Source organism: Enterobacter cloacae complex sp. IR5401 (assembly GCF_049238425.1).
GTDB lineage: Bacteria > Pseudomonadota > Gammaproteobacteria > Enterobacterales > Enterobacteriaceae > Enterobacter > Enterobacter hormaechei_C.
The window spans coordinates 106,570-122,902 of sequence record NZ_JBMKHN010000003.1 but is presented as its reverse complement, the minus strand read 5'-3'; the positions used below and the strand labels follow the sequence as shown (position 1 = coordinate 122,902).

The following is a 16,333-nucleotide window of genomic DNA, read 5'->3' as shown; positions in this document are numbered from 1 at the left end:
CGGGAGCTGTCTTCCCGAGCGATGAGTCACGGTCACAGGATTAGCTATGCGCAACAGTGAAAACTACATGATTACCACCGGGTCGGAACCGTTAACGACCGACGACGAGACGACCTGGTCCTTCCCTGGGGCGATAGTCGGCTTCGTATCGTGGCTACTGGCGCTGGGTATCCCGTTTTTGATCTACGGTGGTAACACCCTCTTTTTCTTCCTCTATACCTGGCCTTTCTTTTTGGCGCTGATGCCCGTTGCGGTGGTTGTGGGCGTGGCGCTGCACTCCCTTTTCAACGGCAAGCTTCTGTATAGTACGCTCATCACTATCGCCACCGTTGTGGTCATCTTTGGCCTGCTGTTTTTATGGCTGATGGGCTAACTTACGGCATAATTAGAACCCCGCAGTAGAGTCCAGCGGAAAGTTATGGGATGATGATGCCGTTTTTTCAGGGGGCAGGATGGGTAAACTAACGCTGCTGTTGCTGGCTTTGCTGGTCTGGCTGCAATATTCGCTGTGGTTCGGCAAAAACGGACTGCACGACTACAGCCGGGTGAGCGATGACGTCGCGGCACAGCAGGCGACAAACGCCAAACTTAAAGCGCGTAACGATCAACTTTTTGCTGAAATTGATGACCTCAATGGCGGCCAGGAGGCGATTGAGGAGCGCGCGCGCAATGAACTCAGTATGACTAAGCCGGGCGAAACGTTTTATCGCCTGGTTCCGGATGCGTCTAAACGCAATCAGGGCTCCGCACAAAACAATCGATAATCAGGCCCAGGATTACGACATGGCAGCAACTTTTTCGGACGTCTGTGCCGTGGTGCCGGCCGCAGGTTTTGGCCGGCGCATGCAGACAGAATGTCCTAAGCAGTACCTCTCAATTGGCGATAAAACGATCCTCGAGCACGCCGTGGCGGCGCTGCTGGCGCATTCTCGGGTGAAACGCGTTGTTATTGCCATCAGCCCCGGCGATGCACGTTTTGCCCAGCTCCCGCTGGCGAATCACCCTCAGATTACCGTCGTTGACGGCGGCGCAGAGCGGGCTGACTCCGTTCTGGCGGGCATTCAGGCTGCCGGGAACGCGCAGTGGGTGCTGGTGCACGATGCCGCGCGTCCCTGTCTGCATCACGACGATCTGTCGCGTCTGCTGGCCCTGAGTGAAACCAGTAACGTGGGCGGCATTCTGGCCGCCCCGGTGCGTGACACCATGAAGCGTGCCGAACCGGGTAAACCGGCGATTGCCCACACCGTCGAGCGCGTCGATCTATGGCACGCGCTGACGCCACAATTTTTCCCCCGCGAATTACTCCACGACTGCTTAACGCGTGCGCTTAAAGAAGGTGCGACCATTACGGACGAAGCCTCGGCGCTGGAGTATTGCGGTTTCCACCCCACGCTTGTTGAAGGGCGCGCTGATAATATAAAAGTGACGCGCCCGGAAGACTTACAGCTCGCGGAATTTTATCTTACCCGTACGACCCCTCAGGAGAAGGCATAATGCGTATTGGACACGGTTTTGATGTACACGCCTTTGGCGGCGTTGGCCCAATTATCATTGGCGGCGTGCGCATTCCATACGAAAAAGGTCTGCTGGCGCATTCTGATGGCGACGTGGCGCTGCATGCGCTGACCGACGCGCTGCTGGGTGCCGCCGCGCTGGGCGACATTGGCAAACTGTTCCCGGACACCGATCCTGCTTTTAAAGGCGCAGACAGCCGCGAACTGCTGCGCGAAGCCTGGCGTCGTATTCAGGCCAAAGGCTACACCCTTGGCAACGTTGATGTGACGATCATTGCTCAGGCACCGAAGATGCTGCCGCACATCCCTCAGATGCGCGTGTTTATCGCTGAAGATCTGGGTTGCCATATGGACGACGTCAACGTCAAAGCGACCACCACGGAGAAGCTGGGCTTTACTGGTCGTGGCGAAGGCATTGCCTGTGAAGCCGTGGCGCTGCTGGTGAAGGCGGCCAAATGACGGATTTCGACAACCTGACGTATCTGCACGGTGAACCGCAGGGCAAGGGGCTGCTGAAAGCCAACCCTGAAGATTTCGTGGTAGTGGAAGATCTCGGTTTTGAGCCGGACGGCGAAGGCGAGCACATCCTGGTGCGCATTCTGAAAAACGGCTGCAACACCCGCTTCGTGGCGGACGCGCTGGCAAAATTCCTCAATATTCACGCCCGCGAAGTGAGCTTTGCCGGTCAAAAAGATAAACATGCCGTGACCGAACAGTGGCTTTGCGCCCGCGTGCCCGGCAACGGCATGCCCGATTTAAGCAAATTTGAGCTTGAGGGCTGTAAGGTACTGGAGTACGCCCGCCATAAACGCAAATTGCGTCTGGGAGCGTTAAAAGGCAATGCCTTTACTCTGGTGTTGCGTGAAGTGACCGAACGCGAAGACGTTGAAAAACGCCTGAAGGCCATTAACGAACGCGGCGTGCCAAACTATTTCGGCGCACAGCGCTTTGGCATTGGTGGCAGCAACCTGCTGGGCGCGCTGCGCTGGGCGCAAAGCGGTGCACCGGTGCGCGATCGTAATAAACGCAGTTTTTGGTTGTCGGCGGCCCGCAGTGCGTTGTTTAATCAGATTGTGAGCGAACGGCTGAAAAAACCGGACGCGAATCAAGTTGTTGTCGGCGATGCGCTACAATTAGCGGGACGCGGAAGCTGGTTTGTGGCAACGGCCGATGAGATGGCCGATGTCCAGTCGCGCGTGGACGCTAAAACGCTGATGATTACCGCCGCCTTGCCGGGTTTAGGCGACTGGGGAACCCAGGGCGAGGCGCTGGCCGCTGAGCAGTCAGCGGTGGCGGATGCGCCAGAATTACAATCGTTGCTGGTGCGGGAAAAGGTCGAGGCGGCGCGCCGTGCGATGCTCCTCTACCCGCAACAGCTGAGCTGGAACTGGTGGGATGACGTAACCGTCGAGTTACGCTTCTGGCTGCCGGCAGGTAGCTTTGCCACCAGTGTTGTCAGGGAACTTATCAACACGTCGGGTGATTATGCGAATATTGCTGAGTAACGATGACGGGATCCATGCGCCAGGTATTCAGACGCTGGCGAAACACCTCCGCGAATTTGCGGATGTGCAGGTCGTGGCTCCCGATCGTAACCGCAGTGGCGCGTCTAACTCATTGACGCTGGAGTCTTCACTTCGCACCTTTACCTTTGAGAATGGCGATATTGCCGTCCAGATGGGGACGCCGACCGACTGCGTGTTTTTGGGCGTAAATGCGCTGATGCGCCCTCGGCCGGATGTTGTGGTCTCCGGCATCAATGCCGGGCCAAATCTTGGCGATGATGTGATTTACTCCGGCACCGTGGCCGCGGCGATGGAAGGGCGTCACCTGGGTTTCCCGGCGCTGGCGGTCTCGTTAAACGGCCACACCCACTATGACACTGCCGCCGCGGTGACCTGCTCCATTCTCCGTGCGCTTGGCCGCGAGCCACTGCGTACCGGACGTATCCTTAATATTAACGTGCCGGATCTACCACTGGACGAGATTAAAGGGATCCGCGTGACGCGCTGCGGCAGTCGCCACCCGGCCGATCAGGTTATTCCCCAGCAGGATCCCCGCGGCAATACCCTGTACTGGATCGGCCCGCCGGGAGATAAATGCGATGCCGGGCCAGACACCGACTTTGCTGCGGTGGATGAGGGTTACGTTTCCGTTACGCCGTTGCACGTAGATTTAACCGCTTATAGCGCGCATGATGTGGTGTCGGACTGGTTAGATCGGGTCGGAGTGAACGCGCAATGGTAAGTAAACGTGTACAAACTCTTCTGGAACAATTACGCGCACAGGGGATTGCCAACGAGCAGGTGCTGGATGCGCTTGCCCAGGTTCCCCGTGAGAAGTTTGTAGATGAGGCGTTTGAACACAAAGCGTGGGAAAACGTGGCGCTGCCCATCGGGCAAGGCCAGACGATTTCGCAGCCCTACATGGTGGCGCGTATGACGGAGCTTCTGGAGTTAACGCCAGACTCCCGGGTGCTGGAAATTGGCACCGGTTCAGGGTATCAGACCGCGATCCTGGCCCACCTTGTGCACCATGTCTGTTCCGTGGAACGGATTAAAGGGTTGCAGTGGCAGGCGCGCCGTCGCCTGAAACAGCTTGATTTACATAATGTATCGACACGCCACGGCGATGGATGGCAGGGTTGGCAGGCTCGCGCCCCGTTTGACGCCATCATTGTCACGGCAGCGCCACCTGAAATCCCCGCTGCACTTCTCTCGCAGCTGGACGAGGGCGGCATTCTTGTTTTGCCCGTCGGCGATGAGCAGCAGCTTTTAAAGCGCGTTCGTCGACGCGGCGGCGAGTTTATTATCGATACCGTGGAAGCCGTACGCTTTGTGCCCCTGGTTAAGGGCGAGCTGGCCTGAGACTCGGATTTTTCCAGGGTTATTAAGGCAAATTCAGCGTATGGTGTGGCGCGATAGGTTCGTGCCATCACGGTTATTTTTAAGTCACTGGTAGTTAACACATTCCTGGGGGATAAATGAGCGCGGGAAGCCCAAAATTCACCATCAGCCGTGTTGCGGCATTATCACTGGTTTCGCTCTGGCTGGCAGGCTGTACAAGTTCAAATAACGCGCCTGCGCCCGTCAGTTCCGTTAATGGAACCAGCGGCTCGGGTAACACGTCCAGCGGAATGTTGATTACCCCTCCGCCTAAAATGGGTACCTCAACGGCGCAGCAAACGCCGCAGATCCAGCCGGTTCAGCGTCCAGTTACGCAGCCTACGCAGATACAGCCAGTGGAACAGCCTGTTCAGACTGAAAATGGCCGCATAGTGTATAACCGCAAGTATGGGAACATTCCGAAAGGTAGCTATACCGGCGGCAGTACCTATACCGTGAAGCGCGGCGATACGCTGTTCTATATTGCCTGGATCACCGGGAACGATTTCCGCGATCTGGCACAGCGAAACAACGTCCAGGCCCCGTATGCTCTGGAAGTCGGGCAAACGCTTCAGGTTGGCAACGCGACGGGGACACCGCTTACGCCAGGCAACACCGTTTCAGCAGCCGACGTAACTGCGCAAAATAACAGCGTCACCCCTGCACAAAAAACCACCACGGTGGTTGCTTCACAACCTGTAATTACGTATTCTGAGGATTCAGGTGATCAGAGTGCTAACAAAATGTTGCCGAATAATAAAGGTACTGCGACTGTTGTCACAGCACCGACTACGGCACCTGTGGTTAGCTCTACTGTACCGACTGCAAGCAGTCAGAATGCCAGCTCGTCAATTACCACCTGGCGTTGGCCAACTGACGGCAAGATCATCGAGAACTTCGCTACCTCTGAGGGGGGCAACAAAGGGATCGATATCGCAGGCAGTAAAGGACAGGCAATCATCGCGACCGCAGACGGACGCGTTGTCTATGCCGGTAACGCACTGCGCGGTTACGGTAATCTTATTATCATCAAACATAATGATGATTACCTGAGTGCCTACGCCCATAACGACACAATGCTGGTCCGGGAACAACAAGAAGTTAAGGCGGGGCAAAAAATCGCTACCATGGGTAGCACCGGAACCAGTTCTACACGCTTGCATTTTGAAATTCGTTACAAGGGGAAATCCGTAAACCCGCTGCAATATTTACCGCAGCGATAAATTGACGGGGCATGCCAGCCAGGGTGTCTCGTCCAGGGATCACGGGTAGGAGCCACCTTATGAGTCAGAATACGCTGAAAGTTCATGATTTAAATGAAGACGCGGAATTTGATGAGAACGGAGCAGAGGCTTTTGACGAAAAAGCCTTAGTAGAAGAGGAACCCAGTGATAACGATTTGGCTGAAGAAGAGCTGTTATCGCAGGGTGCCACACAGCGTGTGCTGGACGCGACTCAGCTTTACCTTGGGGAGATTGGTTACTCCCCACTGCTAACGGCCGAAGAAGAAGTCTATTTCGCACGTCGTGCTTTGCGTGGTGATGTTGCCTCGCGTCGTCGCATGATCGAAAGTAACCTGCGACTGGTCGTGAAAATTGCCCGCCGTTACGGCAATCGTGGTCTGGCTCTGCTGGATCTGATTGAAGAGGGCAACTTAGGTCTCATCCGCGCAGTTGAGAAGTTTGACCCGGAACGCGGGTTCCGTTTCTCAACCTACGCGACCTGGTGGATTCGTCAGACCATCGAACGGGCTATTATGAACCAGACCCGTACGATTCGACTGCCGATCCACATCGTCAAAGAGTTGAATGTTTATCTGCGTACCGCGCGCGAGTTGTCCCATAAACTGGACCACGAGCCAAGTGCGGAAGAGATTGCAGAGCAACTCGACAAACCGGTTGATGACGTAAGCCGTATGCTGCGTCTCAACGAGCGCATTACCTCGGTTGACACCCCGCTGGGTGGTGACTCCGAAAAAGCGCTGCTGGACATCCTGGCCGATGAAAAAGACAACGGCCCGGAAGACACCACGCAGGACGATGACATGAAACAGAGCATCGTCAAATGGCTGTTCGAACTGAACGCCAAACAGCGTGAAGTGCTGGCACGTCGTTTCGGTTTACTGGGGTATGAAGCTGCGACACTGGAAGATGTCGGCCGTGAGATTGGCCTGACCCGTGAACGTGTTCGTCAGATTCAGGTTGAAGGCCTACGCCGCCTGCGTGAAATCCTGCAAGGGCAAGGTCTGAATATCGAAGCGCTGTTCCGCGAGTAAGCAACCATTCGTCAGAAAAGGCCCGTCGTGAGACGGGCCTTTTTTATGCCTTACGGCTGCGCCGTTTCGTGCAGCAAACGCCAGGTGATGTTATCCCCTTCCTGATTAAGCACCGCGGTTGACCAGCGCACGTTGACGGGCTGGCCTGGCCGGGTTTGCGTCTCCCGGTAATGGAGCACCGCGCCGTTGTCCCATGTCTGAAGCGTTGTTAACGCATCAATACCGATCCTGAGCCCGGGTCGGGTTCCCCGCTGCGCATTTAAAAATTGGGCAAGCGCGTGATGATCTAACGGGTTGCCACTCGGTGGAACCATCAGAAAATCCGGACGGAAACGGGCGAGCAGGGCGTCCCGATCGCCTTCGCCTGCACCTAACCAGTTTTCAAGGGCGACGTGAATGTCGAGGATCTCTTGTTCGAAATGGGTCATGGTTGCTCCTGTTGCAGTTGCGCAAGTAACTGCGTGTTGTTAAGACGGTAGACGTACAGTACGGGCAGTAGAGTGATGACTGCGGCAAAAACAAACATCCCGTGCCAGGCGGCCAGCGGCGCGAGATAATCCTGCATGAAGCTCAGCGCCTGCGCCAGCAGCAGAGCGCCCGCAAAAAAGCTCAACTGACGATTGAGATTCCATAGCGCGCTGGCATCAGGCATATTTTCCGGCCGCATCGTCAAAAACGCGCTGCTCTGAGCCGTACTGCTGCAAAGGCTTCCCCCCGCGCCCATCAGCGCAAACGCAACGGCAGGTAGCAGCATTGCCGGGCCGACGTTAACTAAAAGCAGAATGCCCGTCGCCTGCAAAAGGCAACCGATGACCACCAGCGGCCGGGGGCCGATACGGTTGAAATAGCGTCCTGTCGCGGTGATAGCCAAAAACGAAGCCACAGACCACGGCAGCATAAGCATGCCCGTTGCGGCGGGTGTCATATTGGCCTCGCTCTGGAGGTAATACATGCCCGTTACGTTCACGCCGATAAAAATGCCGGGTACGCACACATAGATAAGCATGGATAAGCGCAACAGCGGATCCGTCAGCAAAGACAGGTTTACTGTCCTGGTGGGGGTTATCGGCGGCGGTTCTGTTTTAAGCCACGCGCAGGCCAAAGCAAAGGTGACAATGACGACGGGCAGGGTGGCAAAAAATATCCAGCGCCAGCTGAATGTCTGAACCAGCATACCGCCCACAGCCGGTGAGCACGCGGGGGCAAGCAGTGCGACCAGCATCACCGCCGAGGAGAGTCTGGCCCGCTCATGAGGCTTAAACTGTTGCCAGGTCAGCGCCTGACCAACCGGGATCAGTAAACCCCCTCCGGCGCCCTGTACAACTCGCCAGGCAATCAGACTTTCCAGCGAAGATGAGAGACCCGCCGCAACGGAGGCCGCGCTAAAGAGAAGCAGTGAGAGCAGGATAACGCGCTTCGGCCCGACGCGGCGCGTCAGGATACTGCTGAAAGGGATGACTAGCGTTAGCCCGGCAATGTATCCGTTACTTACCCAGGCAAGCGCGGAAGGTGTGGTATTGAAAGCGAGAGCCATCGCCGGAAAGGCGACGCTGGCAATAAACATGTTTATCAAATCAAGGAAAAAGCCGAGCAGAAAGACGACGGCGATTTTGCTGCGATACGTCATGGAAGTTCCTCCGGTGAGGTGGCGTATCGTATCGGCCCGCGCGTTACGGATAAACGCGACAAAGCACGATATACTGTCAACATTATTTTGACAGTTAACCAGGCAAGCGATGCTTAATTTACAGCGTACGGCGATGTTTATCGCCGTAGCGGACACCGGCAGTTTCACCGCCGCAGCGGAGGCGATGGGGCTGACAAAAGCGGTGGTCAGCTTTCATATTCGTCAGCTTGAAGAGGAGCTGGGCGTCACCCTGTTGCTGCGAACCACCCGACGCCTGACGCTGACCGAGGCGGGGAAGCTCTTTCATCAACGAAGCGTGATGCTGTTACGGGATGCAGAGCGATTGCAGGATGACGTTCGCGCCAACCACGCCGGGCTGACGGGAGAACTGCGGATCACCACCACGCCCGAATATGGCTCGCAGGTGGTGGTGCCTTTGCTGGCTGAATTTAGCCAGTTGCACCCGGACCTTCGCGTGCGGCATGTCTCGTCCTCTTTGCATGCCGATCTTATCGCCGAGCGCTTCGATGTCGCTATCCGGCTCGGCACGCTTGCAGATTCGCGCTACCACGCCGCGTTGATGACCTCCTTCACCATCCTGCCCGTGGCAACGCCAGGCTGGCTGGCAAACCATCCGGTTGACTCGCTGGAACAACTGGCGGAAGCGGACTGGATCATTCACGAGCGTTTAACGTCGCCGCTGCGCTGGCAGGTGAGAGGTGTTGATGGACATCCGGTTTCCTTTGAGATCAAGAAAGCGCCGCGCCTGTATGCAGACAGCGCCCAGGCGCTGATGGCTTTTGCCCTCGCGGGATGTGGAGTGGCGCTGCTGCCGGAGTGGCTGGTGCGTAACGCACTGGATGCGGGGGAACTGGTCTCGCTGTTACCGGCATACACGTTTGCTCAGCAGGGCATCTATGCCGTTTATCCCGATGCCCGGCATGTGCCCGCGAAAGTGCGAACATTTATTGATTTTATGCGCGTCAGGGTGACTTAACCCTGCATCATTTTTTTAATGAGCGCTGAAAATTGCTCTCGTTCCGCGCCGTTAAGGCGCCCCAGAAATGCCTCATCCACCTCATTTCCAATCGGTTTACTGCTCTCAAGCAGGGCCTCTCCTTCGGCAGTCAGAAAGACAAACCGACGGCGTTTGTCTGCCGGATCGTGCTCGCGCCTGACCAGGCCGCGTGCTTCCATGCGGCTCAGCATTTCTGCCAGCGTCGCTTTGGTGCTCACCGCGACTTCAGTCAGGGCAACCTGCTCAATACCAGGATTTTCAGCAATTGACCGCATCACCGCATATTGTGGCTTGGTCAGTTCAGGCAATGCGTGCTGCCACTGGGCGGTATGCTGTTGAAAAAGCTGACGTAGCAGGTGGAAAGCTTCTTGTCTTAACTCCATGGACACTCCGACGGAAAAATACTCCCTCTATGATAGCCGCTCTTGGGCTGAATTTTAACGCGAGAGTTTTTTAGCGATTAGTGTGATCGTATGCGAACGATCTTGTCAGCAGCAGGATCAAGGCGTAGTTTAATTAATATGTTCGTATACGAACAAATTAATTGAGGTGCTGAATGAGATTGATTGTGGGAATGACGGGCGCGACGGGTGCGCCATTAGGCGTGGCGTTGTTACAGGCGCTGCGGGAAATGCCGGAGGTGGAAACGCACCTGGTGATGTCGAAGTGGGCAAAAACCACGATTGAGCTGGAAACGCCCTTCACTGCGCATGACGTTGCTGCACTGGCGGATGTCGTCCATAGCCCGGCCGATCAGGCTGCCACCATCTCCTCCGGCTCGTTTCGCACCGACGGCATGATCGTCATCCCGTGCAGCATGAAAACGCTGGCGGGTATCCGCGCGGGCTACGCCGAAGGGCTGGTAGGGCGTGCGGCAGACGTAGTGTTGAAAGAGGGGCGCAAGCTGGTGCTGGTTCCCCGTGAGACGCCGCTCAGCACCATCCATCTCGAGAACATGCTTGCTCTTTCCCGTATGGGCGTGGCGATGGTGCCGCCTATGCCTGCGTACTACAACCACCCGCAAACCGCCGATGACATTACCCAGCATATCGTGACCCGTGTTCTCGACCAGTTTGGTCTGGAGCATAAAAAAGCCCGACGCTGGGAAGGTTTGCAGGCAGCGAAACATTTTTCACAGGAGAATAAAGATGGCATTTGATGATTTGAGAAGCTTCCTGCAGGCGCTCGATGAGCAAGGGCAACTGCTGAAAATTGAGGAAGAGGTTAACGCCGAGCCGGATCTGGCGGCGGCCGCCAACGCGACCGGACGCATTGGCGATGGTGCGCCTGCGCTGTGGTTCGATAATATTCGCGGCTTCACCGATGCCCGTGTGGTGATGAACACTATCGGCTCGTGGCAAAACCACGCTATTTCGATGGGGCTGCCAGCGAATACCCCGGTGAAAAAACAGATCGACGAGTTTATTCGTCGCTGGGACAAATTCCCCGTCTCGCCAGAGCGTCGTGCAAATCCGGCCTGGGCGCAGAACACGGTGGACGGGGAAGACATCAACCTGTTCGACATTCTGCCGCTGTTCCGCCTGAACGACGGTGACGGAGGCTTTTATCTCGATAAAGCGTGCGTTGTCTCCCGCGATCCGCTCGACCCCGATCACTTCGGCAAACAGAACGTCGGGATCTACCGTATGGAAGTGAAGGGCAAGCGTAAGCTCGGCCTGCAACCGGTGCCGATGCATGATATCGCGCTGCATCTGCATAAGGCAGAAGAGCGCGGCGAAGACCTGCCTATTGCCATTACGCTGGGTAACGATCCGATCATCACCCTGATGGGCGCCACGCCGCTGAAATACGATCAATCCGAGTATGAGATGGCCGGTGCGCTACGCGAAAGCCCGTATCCGATTGCGACGGCTCCACTGACCGGTTTCGATGTGCCGTGGGGGTCGGAAGTGATCCTCGAAGGGGTGATTGAAGGCCGGAAACGTGAAATTGAAGGGCCATTCGGTGAGTTTACCGGACACTACTCCGGCGGACGCAATATGACGGTTGTACGCATTGATAAAGTCTCTTACCGCACCAAACCCATTTTCGAATCCCTTTACCTCGGCATGCCGTGGACCGAGATTGATTATCTGATGGGGCCCGCCACCTGCGTACCGCTCTATCAGCAGCTAAAGTCGGAATTCCCGGAAGTGCAGGCGGTAAACGCCATGTACACCCACGGTTTGCTGGCGATTATCTCCACTAAAAAGCGTTACGGCGGTTTTGCCCGTGCGGTCGGCCTCCGAGCCATGACCACGCCACACGGTCTGGGTTACGTGAAAATGGTGATTATGGTGGATGAAGACGTCGATCCGTTTAACCTGCCGCAGGTGATGTGGGCGCTGTCATCAAAGGTCAATCCGGCAGGCGATCTGGTGCAGCTACCGAATATGTCTGTGCTCGAGCTTGACCCCGGCTCCAGCCCGGCGGGGATCACTGACAAGCTGATCATTGATGCCACCACCCCGGTTGCCCCGGACAACCGTGGTCACTACAGCCAGCCGGTACAGGATCTCCCTGAAACCAAAGCCTGGGCCGAAAAACTGACCGCGATGCTGGCGGCACGTCAATAAGGAGGAAAAAATGATTTGTCCACGTTGTGCCGATGAACATATTGAAGTGATGGCAACATCACCGGTGAAAGGTGTCTGGACGGTATATCAGTGTCAGCACTGTCTGTATACCTGGCGCGATACCGAACCGTTGCGCCGTACCAGCCGCGAGCATTACCCGGAAGCGTTCCGCATGACCCAGAAGGATATTGATGAAGCACCGCAGGTGCCGACGATCCCGCCGCTGCTGTAAAAAAAGCCCGGTGGCGCTACGCATACCGGGCCTACGGGTTTTGTAGGCCGGGTAAGGCGAAGCCGCCACCGGGCAAAAGACCGCAGAAAACTAAACCAGACTCTTCAACCGATAAATCCACTCCAGCGCCTGACGCGGCGTCAGTGAATCCGGGTCGAGGTTCTCCAGCGCTTCTACCGCCGGAGAGGTCTCTTCCGGCACCGCCAGCAGTGACATCTGCGTACCATCTATCTGCGTAGCTGCCGCATTCGGTGACAAACTTTCCAGCTCACGCAATTTCTGACGCGCGCGCTTAATCACCTCTTTTGGCACGCCCGCCAGCGCGGCGACGGCCAGGCCATAGCTCTTGCTTGCCGCGCCGTCCTGCACCGTGTGCATAAAGGCGATGGTGTCGCCGTGCTCAAGCGCATCAAGGTGGACGTTAGCCACGCCTTCCATTTTCTCTGGCAGCTGTGTCAGTTCGAAATAGTGCGTTGCGAACAGCGTCAGCGCCTTGATTTTATTTGCCAGACTTTCCGCGCACGCCCAGGCCAGAGACAGGCCGTCATAGGTGGAGGTACCGCGTCCTACTTCGTCCATCAACACCAGACTGTTCTCTGTCGCGTTATGCAGAATGTTGGCGGTTTCGGTCATCTCGACCATAAAGGTAGAGCGACCGCTCGCCAGATCGTCCGCCGCACCCACACGGGTGAAGATACGGTCGATAGGGCCAATCTCAACCTTCTGCGCTGGAACGTAGCTGCCGATGTAGGCGAGCAGCGCGATAAGGGCTGTCTGGCGCATATAGGTACTTTTACCGCCCATGTTGGGGCCGGTAATGATCAGCATTCTTCGCTGCGGTGACAGGTTCAACGGGTTGGCAATAAACGGCTCGTTCAGCACCTGCTCAACCACCGGGTGGCGGCCTTCGGTAATGCGAATGCCGGGTTTGTCAGTAAAGGTCGGACAGGTGTAATTCAGCGTGTCGGCGCGCTCAGCCAGGTTTACCAGGACATCCAGCTCGGCCAGCGCAGCGGCGCTCAGTTGCAGGTCAGCCAGGTGCGGCATCAGGATGTCGAACAGCTCGTCATACAGCTGTTTCTCCAGCGCCAGCGCTTTACCTTTCGACGTGAGCACTTTGTCTTCGTACTCTTTCAGCTCGGGTATAATGTAGCGCTCGGCATTTTTCAGCGTCTGGCGGCGAACGTAGTGAATCGGGGCCAGGTGGCTCTGCCCACGGCTGATCTGGATATAGTAACCGTGTACCGCGTTGTAGCCGACTTTCAGGGTGTCGAGCCCCAGACGTTCACGCTCGCGGATTTCCAGCTTATCCAGATAATCCGTCGCGCCATCGGCCAGCGCACGCCATTCGTCCAGCTCTTCGTTGTAACCCGGAGCAATAACCCCGCCATCCCGCACCAGAACAGGCGGCGCATCAATGATGGCGCGTTCCAGCAGTTCGCGAAGCTCGGTAAATTCGCCCATGGTTTCGCGCAGCTTTTGCACTGGCGCGCTGTCGATCTCTCCCAGCTGAGCGCGCAGTTCCGGCAACTGCTGGAACGCATGCCGCATACGGGCGAGATCGCGTGGACGCGCGGTGCGCAAGGCCAGGCGCGCCAGGATACGCTCAAGATCACCCACCTGACGCAGCACCGGCTGCAATTCGGTATAACGATCCTGCAATGCGGCAATGGTTTGCTGGCGGCCAATCAGCGTTTCGGTATTGCGGATCGGCATATGCAGCCAGCGTTTGAGCATACGGCTGCCCATGGGGGTAACCGTGCTGTCAAGAACCGACGCCAGCGTATTTTCCATGCCGCCAGCGAGGTTCTGCGTGATCTCCAGGTTGCGGCGCGTGGCGGCATCCATGATGATGCTGTCCTGCTGACGCTCCATGGTGATGGAACGAATATGGGGCAGGGCGGTACGTTGCGTATCCTTAACGTACTGCAACAGGCAGCCTGCGGCACACAGCCCGCGCGGGGCGTTTTCCACGCCAAAGCCAATCAAATCGCGCGTGCCAAATTGCAGGTTCAACTGCTGGCGCGCGGTATCAATTTCGAACTCCCACAGTGGACGACGACGCAGGCCGCGGCGACCTTCAATCAGCGCCATCTCGGCGAAATCCTCTGCATAAAGCAGTTCTGCCGGATTAGTGCGCTGTAGTTCAGCCGCCATGGTTTCACGGTCAGCCGGTTCACTCAGGCGAAAACGACCGGAGCTGATATCCAGCGTGGCGTAGCCAAACCCTTTACCATCCTGCCAGATCGCCGCCAGCAGGTTATCCTGGCGCTCCTGAAGCAGGGCCTCATCGCTGATGGTTCCCGGCGTGACGATGCGTACGACCTTGCGCTCAACAGGGCCTTTCGATGTGGCCGGGTCACCAATTTGTTCGCAGATAGCGACAGACTCGCCCTGGTTCACCAGCTTCGCCAGATAGTTTTCAACCGCGTGATGCGGGATACCCGCCATCGGGATGGGCTCGCCTGCCGACGCGCCACGTTTCGTCAGGGAAATGTCGAGCAGCTGAGACGCACGTTTCGCATCATCATAAAAAAGCTCATAAAAATCGCCCATACGGTAAAAGAGCAGGATTTCCGGATGCTGCGCTTTCAGCTTCAGGTACTGCTGCATCATTGGGGTGTGAGAGTCTAGATTTTCTATTGTACTCATCGGTTTGTGATGTCCGTTTTCTTAATTTTTAATGAGTTAGTGGTTTTTGTGGTTATCGTTAGGTTTCACTATGTCTCATCGAATATCATGAAATCCTACATTTAAATGTAGGTTAAAGTGTAGCTTGCCAACCTGTGACTTGGTAAAATATGGGCACACACAGTGCAACCTACATTTATGTTCATGACTGCATAAGGTGCATGATAACGGAGTCTTTATGGTAGGAAAACAAGAGGGAAAGCCACTTTCGTTTAAAGCGGTAGAAATGATGAAGCCTGGCGACAAAGATAAGGCTGATGTAGGCGAAAATCGTGGCTTACGTGTCTCCTGCGGTGCAACTGGGGTTAAGTCTTTTTTCTACCGTTACACAAGTCCTCTGACTGGCAAGCTTGCTCAGGTTAAAATTGGTAACTTTCCGCAGACTTCTCTAGCTGCTGCACGTCTCAAACTCCACGAATTAAAGCTCCTCCGACAGGAAGGTCGGTGCCCTGCGACTGAACTCAAACAAGATAAGCTCCAGCGTGCGATTGAAGCTGAACAGGCTAAGATCCCTGAATTGACCGTACAGGGATTGGTTGAACTGTATCTTACCGAACGTATTGAGGATCGTAAAACGAAGGACGGGAAGGTCATTCCCGGTGCCAGAAAGCCGAAAGGGCAGGCTGAGGTTCGTCGTACTCTCTATGGTGACGCTGTTAAAAGCTTAGGAACCCGGAATGCTGCTGAGATTACGCGCCAGGATGTCATTAATTTAATCAATAACATTGTAGCTCGAGGTGCAACCGTACAGGCTGGGAATGTACTGAGGGAGCTTTCACTCGCATATGAATTTGCAATCGGCCTTGGGCGATTTGATGATAATTTCGCGAATCCGGCGCTGTTAGCAAAATCCAGCTTACGACAGACCAGAATCAAGCTCACAAACGGACGTGGAACACGAGTACTGAGCGAGGACGAGCTTGCAAAATTCCTTAAATGGCTTCCGGGTTCGGCTTACACGCCAACGATCAAAAACGTGTTACGTCTGACTCTCTGGACCGGGTGTCGTACCGGTGAAGTCTGCAATATGGCATGGAAGGATGTTGACCTTGAAAAGGGGACAATACACCTACGTGAAACAAAAACAGGCATTGAACGCTATGTGCAGCTACCTAATCAGGCCATTGATTTTTTAAAGGTTTTACGACTCAATTCCGATGCTTATTTGTTCCCTTCATCCCGTACGAAGTTGCCAATACAGCAGAAATATCTCACTGAGAACGCTTGGCGTATGCGGGAATCAGGAAAAATGCTAGATATACCCGGTTGGAGGCCACATGATTTAAGGCGGACGGTACGAACAGGGTTATCACGGTTACAATGCCCTAATGAAGTCGCTGAGGCTGTTCTTGGGCATACCAAAGGCGGGGTAGAAGGTATTTATAATCTATATAAATATGATGCTGAGTGTAAAAAATGGTTGCAGATATGGGCTGATTATTTAGATACCCTTCTGGATTAATTACATCAGGGGGCTGTGGCGTATTTGCCACGTTGTAACTGGTGTTGCCATCC

General features: G+C 55.6%; 19 protein-coding genes. 14 read left to right on the top strand and 5 right to left on the bottom strand.

Going from position 1 to position 16,333, the window contains the following annotated elements; translation table 11 throughout:
* Positions 1-46 precede the first annotated feature (46 nt).
* The 7 genes from ACOTX1_RS06205 (at position 47) to ACOTX1_RS06175 (ending at position 4,381) form a co-directional block, all read left to right on the top strand.
* On the top strand, positions 47-373 hold the full coding sequence (locus tag ACOTX1_RS06205; protein ID WP_006811767.1) for a DUF3561 family protein: 327 nt from the start codon (positions 47-49) through the stop codon (positions 371-373).
* Between the two features lie 79 nt (positions 374-452).
* Entirely contained in the window at positions 453-764 is a 312-nt protein-coding gene (ftsB, locus tag ACOTX1_RS06200) for a cell division protein FtsB (protein ID WP_003862095.1), read from the top strand.
* Between the two features lie 19 nt (positions 765-783).
* Complete coding sequence (gene ispD, locus ACOTX1_RS06195; RefSeq protein ID WP_022651774.1) at positions 784-1,494, top strand: 2-C-methyl-D-erythritol 4-phosphate cytidylyltransferase; 711 nt, start codon at positions 784-786, stop codon at positions 1,492-1,494.
* On the top strand, positions 1,494-1,973 hold the full coding sequence (gene ispF, locus ACOTX1_RS06190; RefSeq protein WP_003862097.1) for a 2-C-methyl-D-erythritol 2,4-cyclodiphosphate synthase: 480 nt from the start codon (positions 1,494-1,496) through the stop codon (positions 1,971-1,973). The genes ispD and ispF overlap by 1 nt, the downstream gene beginning before the upstream one ends.
* Positions 1,970-3,019, top strand: a complete 1,050-nt coding sequence (gene truD, locus ACOTX1_RS06185; RefSeq protein ID WP_023314739.1) for a tRNA pseudouridine(13) synthase TruD — start codon at positions 1,970-1,972, stop codon at positions 3,017-3,019. The genes ispF and truD overlap by 4 nt, the downstream gene beginning before the upstream one ends.
* Entirely contained in the window at positions 3,000-3,761 is a 762-nt protein-coding gene (surE, locus tag ACOTX1_RS06180; protein WP_017382816.1) for a 5'/3'-nucleotidase SurE, read from the top strand. The genes truD and surE overlap by 20 nt, the downstream gene beginning before the upstream one ends.
* Positions 3,755-4,381: a protein-L-isoaspartate(D-aspartate) O-methyltransferase gene (locus ACOTX1_RS06175; protein WP_015571709.1), complete on the top strand. Its 627-nt coding sequence runs from the start codon at positions 3,755-3,757 to the stop codon at positions 4,379-4,381. Before surE ends, ACOTX1_RS06175 begins: the two co-directional genes overlap by 7 nt.
* 94 nt (positions 4,382-4,475) lie before the next feature.
* Here the strand turns inward: ACOTX1_RS06175 and ACOTX1_RS06170 are convergent, their stop codons facing one another.
* A complete protein-coding gene (locus tag ACOTX1_RS06170; protein WP_306173474.1) occupies positions 4,476-4,607 on the bottom strand; it encodes a peptidase in 132 nt (43 codons plus the stop codon).
* On the opposite strand from ACOTX1_RS06170, the gene nlpD reads away from it, so the two are divergent.
* Positions 4,549-5,622: a murein hydrolase activator NlpD gene (gene nlpD / locus ACOTX1_RS06165; protein WP_306173475.1), complete on the top strand. Its 1,074-nt coding sequence runs from the start codon at positions 4,549-4,551 to the stop codon at positions 5,620-5,622. The two genes, ACOTX1_RS06170 and nlpD, sit on opposite strands and share 59 nt — an antisense overlap.
* A 59-nt stretch (positions 5,623-5,681) precedes the next feature.
* On the top strand, positions 5,682-6,674 hold the full coding sequence (rpoS, locus tag ACOTX1_RS06160) for an RNA polymerase sigma factor RpoS (protein WP_013098493.1): 993 nt from the start codon (positions 5,682-5,684) through the stop codon (positions 6,672-6,674).
* Between the two features lie 50 nt (positions 6,675-6,724).
* On the opposite strand, the gene ACOTX1_RS06155 is transcribed toward rpoS, so the two are convergent.
* The gene (locus ACOTX1_RS06155) at positions 6,725-7,102 is read right to left on the bottom strand and encodes a DUF4440 domain-containing protein (protein WP_023314738.1); all 378 of its coding nucleotides are present in this window, start codon (positions 7,100-7,102) and stop codon (positions 6,725-6,727) included.
* Positions 7,099-8,301, bottom strand: a complete 1,203-nt coding sequence (locus ACOTX1_RS06150) for an MFS transporter (RefSeq protein ID WP_023314737.1) — start codon at positions 8,299-8,301, stop codon at positions 7,099-7,101. Before ACOTX1_RS06150 ends, ACOTX1_RS06155 begins: the two co-directional genes overlap by 4 nt.
* 109 nt (positions 8,302-8,410) lie before the next feature.
* Here ACOTX1_RS06150 and ACOTX1_RS06145 point away from each other — a divergent pair, with 109 nt between their 5' ends.
* Positions 8,411-9,298, top strand: a complete 888-nt coding sequence (locus ACOTX1_RS06145; RefSeq protein WP_003862107.1) for a LysR family transcriptional regulator — start codon at positions 8,411-8,413, stop codon at positions 9,296-9,298.
* On the opposite strand, the gene ACOTX1_RS06140 is transcribed toward ACOTX1_RS06145, so the two are convergent.
* Positions 9,295-9,702 carry a MarR family winged helix-turn-helix transcriptional regulator gene (locus ACOTX1_RS06140; protein ID WP_022651767.1) on the bottom strand — a complete coding sequence of 136 codons (408 nt, stop codon included), beginning with the start codon at positions 9,700-9,702 and terminating at the stop codon, positions 9,295-9,297. The genes ACOTX1_RS06145 and ACOTX1_RS06140 overlap by 4 nt on opposite strands.
* Positions 9,703-9,875: 173 nt before the next feature.
* Between ACOTX1_RS06140 and ACOTX1_RS06135 the strand changes: the two genes are divergently transcribed.
* From ACOTX1_RS06135 to ACOTX1_RS06125, 3 genes are read left to right on the top strand one after another with little or no spacing between them, the layout of a single operon-like run.
* Positions 9,876-10,478 carry a non-oxidative hydroxyarylic acid decarboxylases subunit B gene (locus tag ACOTX1_RS06135; RefSeq protein ID WP_003862111.1) on the top strand — a complete coding sequence of 201 codons (603 nt, stop codon included), beginning with the start codon at positions 9,876-9,878 and terminating at the stop codon, positions 10,476-10,478.
* Positions 10,468-11,895 (top strand): non-oxidative hydroxyarylic acid decarboxylases subunit C, encoded by a 1,428-nt coding sequence (locus ACOTX1_RS06130; RefSeq protein ID WP_023314736.1) that lies wholly within the window; start codon positions 10,468-10,470, stop codon positions 11,893-11,895. Before ACOTX1_RS06135 ends, ACOTX1_RS06130 begins: the two co-directional genes overlap by 11 nt.
* Before the next feature lie 10 nt (positions 11,896-11,905).
* A complete protein-coding gene (locus ACOTX1_RS06125) occupies positions 11,906-12,127 on the top strand; it encodes a non-oxidative hydroxyarylic acid decarboxylases subunit D (protein ID WP_003862116.1) in 222 nt (73 codons plus the stop codon).
* A 90-nt stretch (positions 12,128-12,217) separates the two neighbouring features.
* Here the strand turns inward: ACOTX1_RS06125 and mutS are convergent, their stop codons facing one another.
* Positions 12,218-14,779, bottom strand: coding sequence for a DNA mismatch repair protein MutS (gene mutS, locus ACOTX1_RS06120; RefSeq protein ID WP_252055855.1), 2,562 nt, complete (start codon positions 14,777-14,779; stop codon positions 12,218-12,220).
* 217 nt (positions 14,780-14,996) lie between these two features.
* Here mutS and ACOTX1_RS06115 point away from each other — a divergent pair, with 217 nt between their 5' ends.
* The gene (locus ACOTX1_RS06115) at positions 14,997-16,280 is read left to right on the top strand and encodes a tyrosine-type recombinase/integrase (RefSeq protein WP_032333284.1); all 1,284 of its coding nucleotides are present in this window, start codon (positions 14,997-14,999) and stop codon (positions 16,278-16,280) included.
* The last annotated feature ends 53 nt before the right edge of the window (positions 16,281-16,333 follow it).

What these genes read in the sequence shown, in the direction of transcription:
- surE (WP_017382816.1), top strand. Translation starts at nt 3,000, where the DNA reads ATGCGAATATTGCTGAGTAACGATGACGGGATCCATGCGCCAGGTATT.
- ispF (WP_003862097.1), top strand. Translation starts at nt 1,494, where the DNA reads ATGCGTATTGGACACGGTTTTGATGTACACGCCTTTGGCGGCGTTGGC.
- ACOTX1_RS06175 (WP_015571709.1), top strand. Translation starts at nt 3,755, where the DNA reads ATGGTAAGTAAACGTGTACAAACTCTTCTGGAACAATTACGCGCACAG.
- mutS (WP_252055855.1), bottom strand. Translation starts at nt 14,779, where the DNA reads ATGAGTACAATAGAAAATCTAGACTCTCACACCCCAATGATGCAGCAG.
- ACOTX1_RS06125 (WP_003862116.1), top strand. Translation starts at nt 11,906, where the DNA reads ATGATTTGTCCACGTTGTGCCGATGAACATATTGAAGTGATGGCAACA.
- ACOTX1_RS06115 (WP_032333284.1), top strand. Translation starts at nt 14,997, where the DNA reads ATGGTAGGAAAACAAGAGGGAAAGCCACTTTCGTTTAAAGCGGTAGAA.
- ACOTX1_RS06150 (WP_023314737.1), bottom strand. Translation starts at nt 8,301, where the DNA reads ATGACGTATCGCAGCAAAATCGCCGTCGTCTTTCTGCTCGGCTTTTTC.
- truD (WP_023314739.1), top strand. Translation starts at nt 1,970, where the DNA reads ATGACGGATTTCGACAACCTGACGTATCTGCACGGTGAACCGCAGGGC.
- ispD (WP_022651774.1), top strand. Translation starts at nt 784, where the DNA reads ATGGCAGCAACTTTTTCGGACGTCTGTGCCGTGGTGCCGGCCGCAGGT.
- ACOTX1_RS06130 (WP_023314736.1), top strand. Translation starts at nt 10,468, where the DNA reads ATGGCATTTGATGATTTGAGAAGCTTCCTGCAGGCGCTCGATGAGCAA.
- rpoS (WP_013098493.1), top strand. Translation starts at nt 5,682, where the DNA reads ATGAGTCAGAATACGCTGAAAGTTCATGATTTAAATGAAGACGCGGAA.
- ftsB (WP_003862095.1), top strand. Translation starts at nt 453, where the DNA reads ATGGGTAAACTAACGCTGCTGTTGCTGGCTTTGCTGGTCTGGCTGCAA.
- ACOTX1_RS06205 (WP_006811767.1), top strand. Translation starts at nt 47, where the DNA reads ATGCGCAACAGTGAAAACTACATGATTACCACCGGGTCGGAACCGTTA.
- ACOTX1_RS06135 (WP_003862111.1), top strand. Translation starts at nt 9,876, where the DNA reads ATGAGATTGATTGTGGGAATGACGGGCGCGACGGGTGCGCCATTAGGC.
- ACOTX1_RS06140 (WP_022651767.1), bottom strand. Translation starts at nt 9,702, where the DNA reads ATGGAGTTAAGACAAGAAGCTTTCCACCTGCTACGTCAGCTTTTTCAA.
- ACOTX1_RS06155 (WP_023314738.1), bottom strand. Translation starts at nt 7,102, where the DNA reads ATGACCCATTTCGAACAAGAGATCCTCGACATTCACGTCGCCCTTGAA.
- ACOTX1_RS06145 (WP_003862107.1), top strand. Translation starts at nt 8,411, where the DNA reads ATGCTTAATTTACAGCGTACGGCGATGTTTATCGCCGTAGCGGACACC.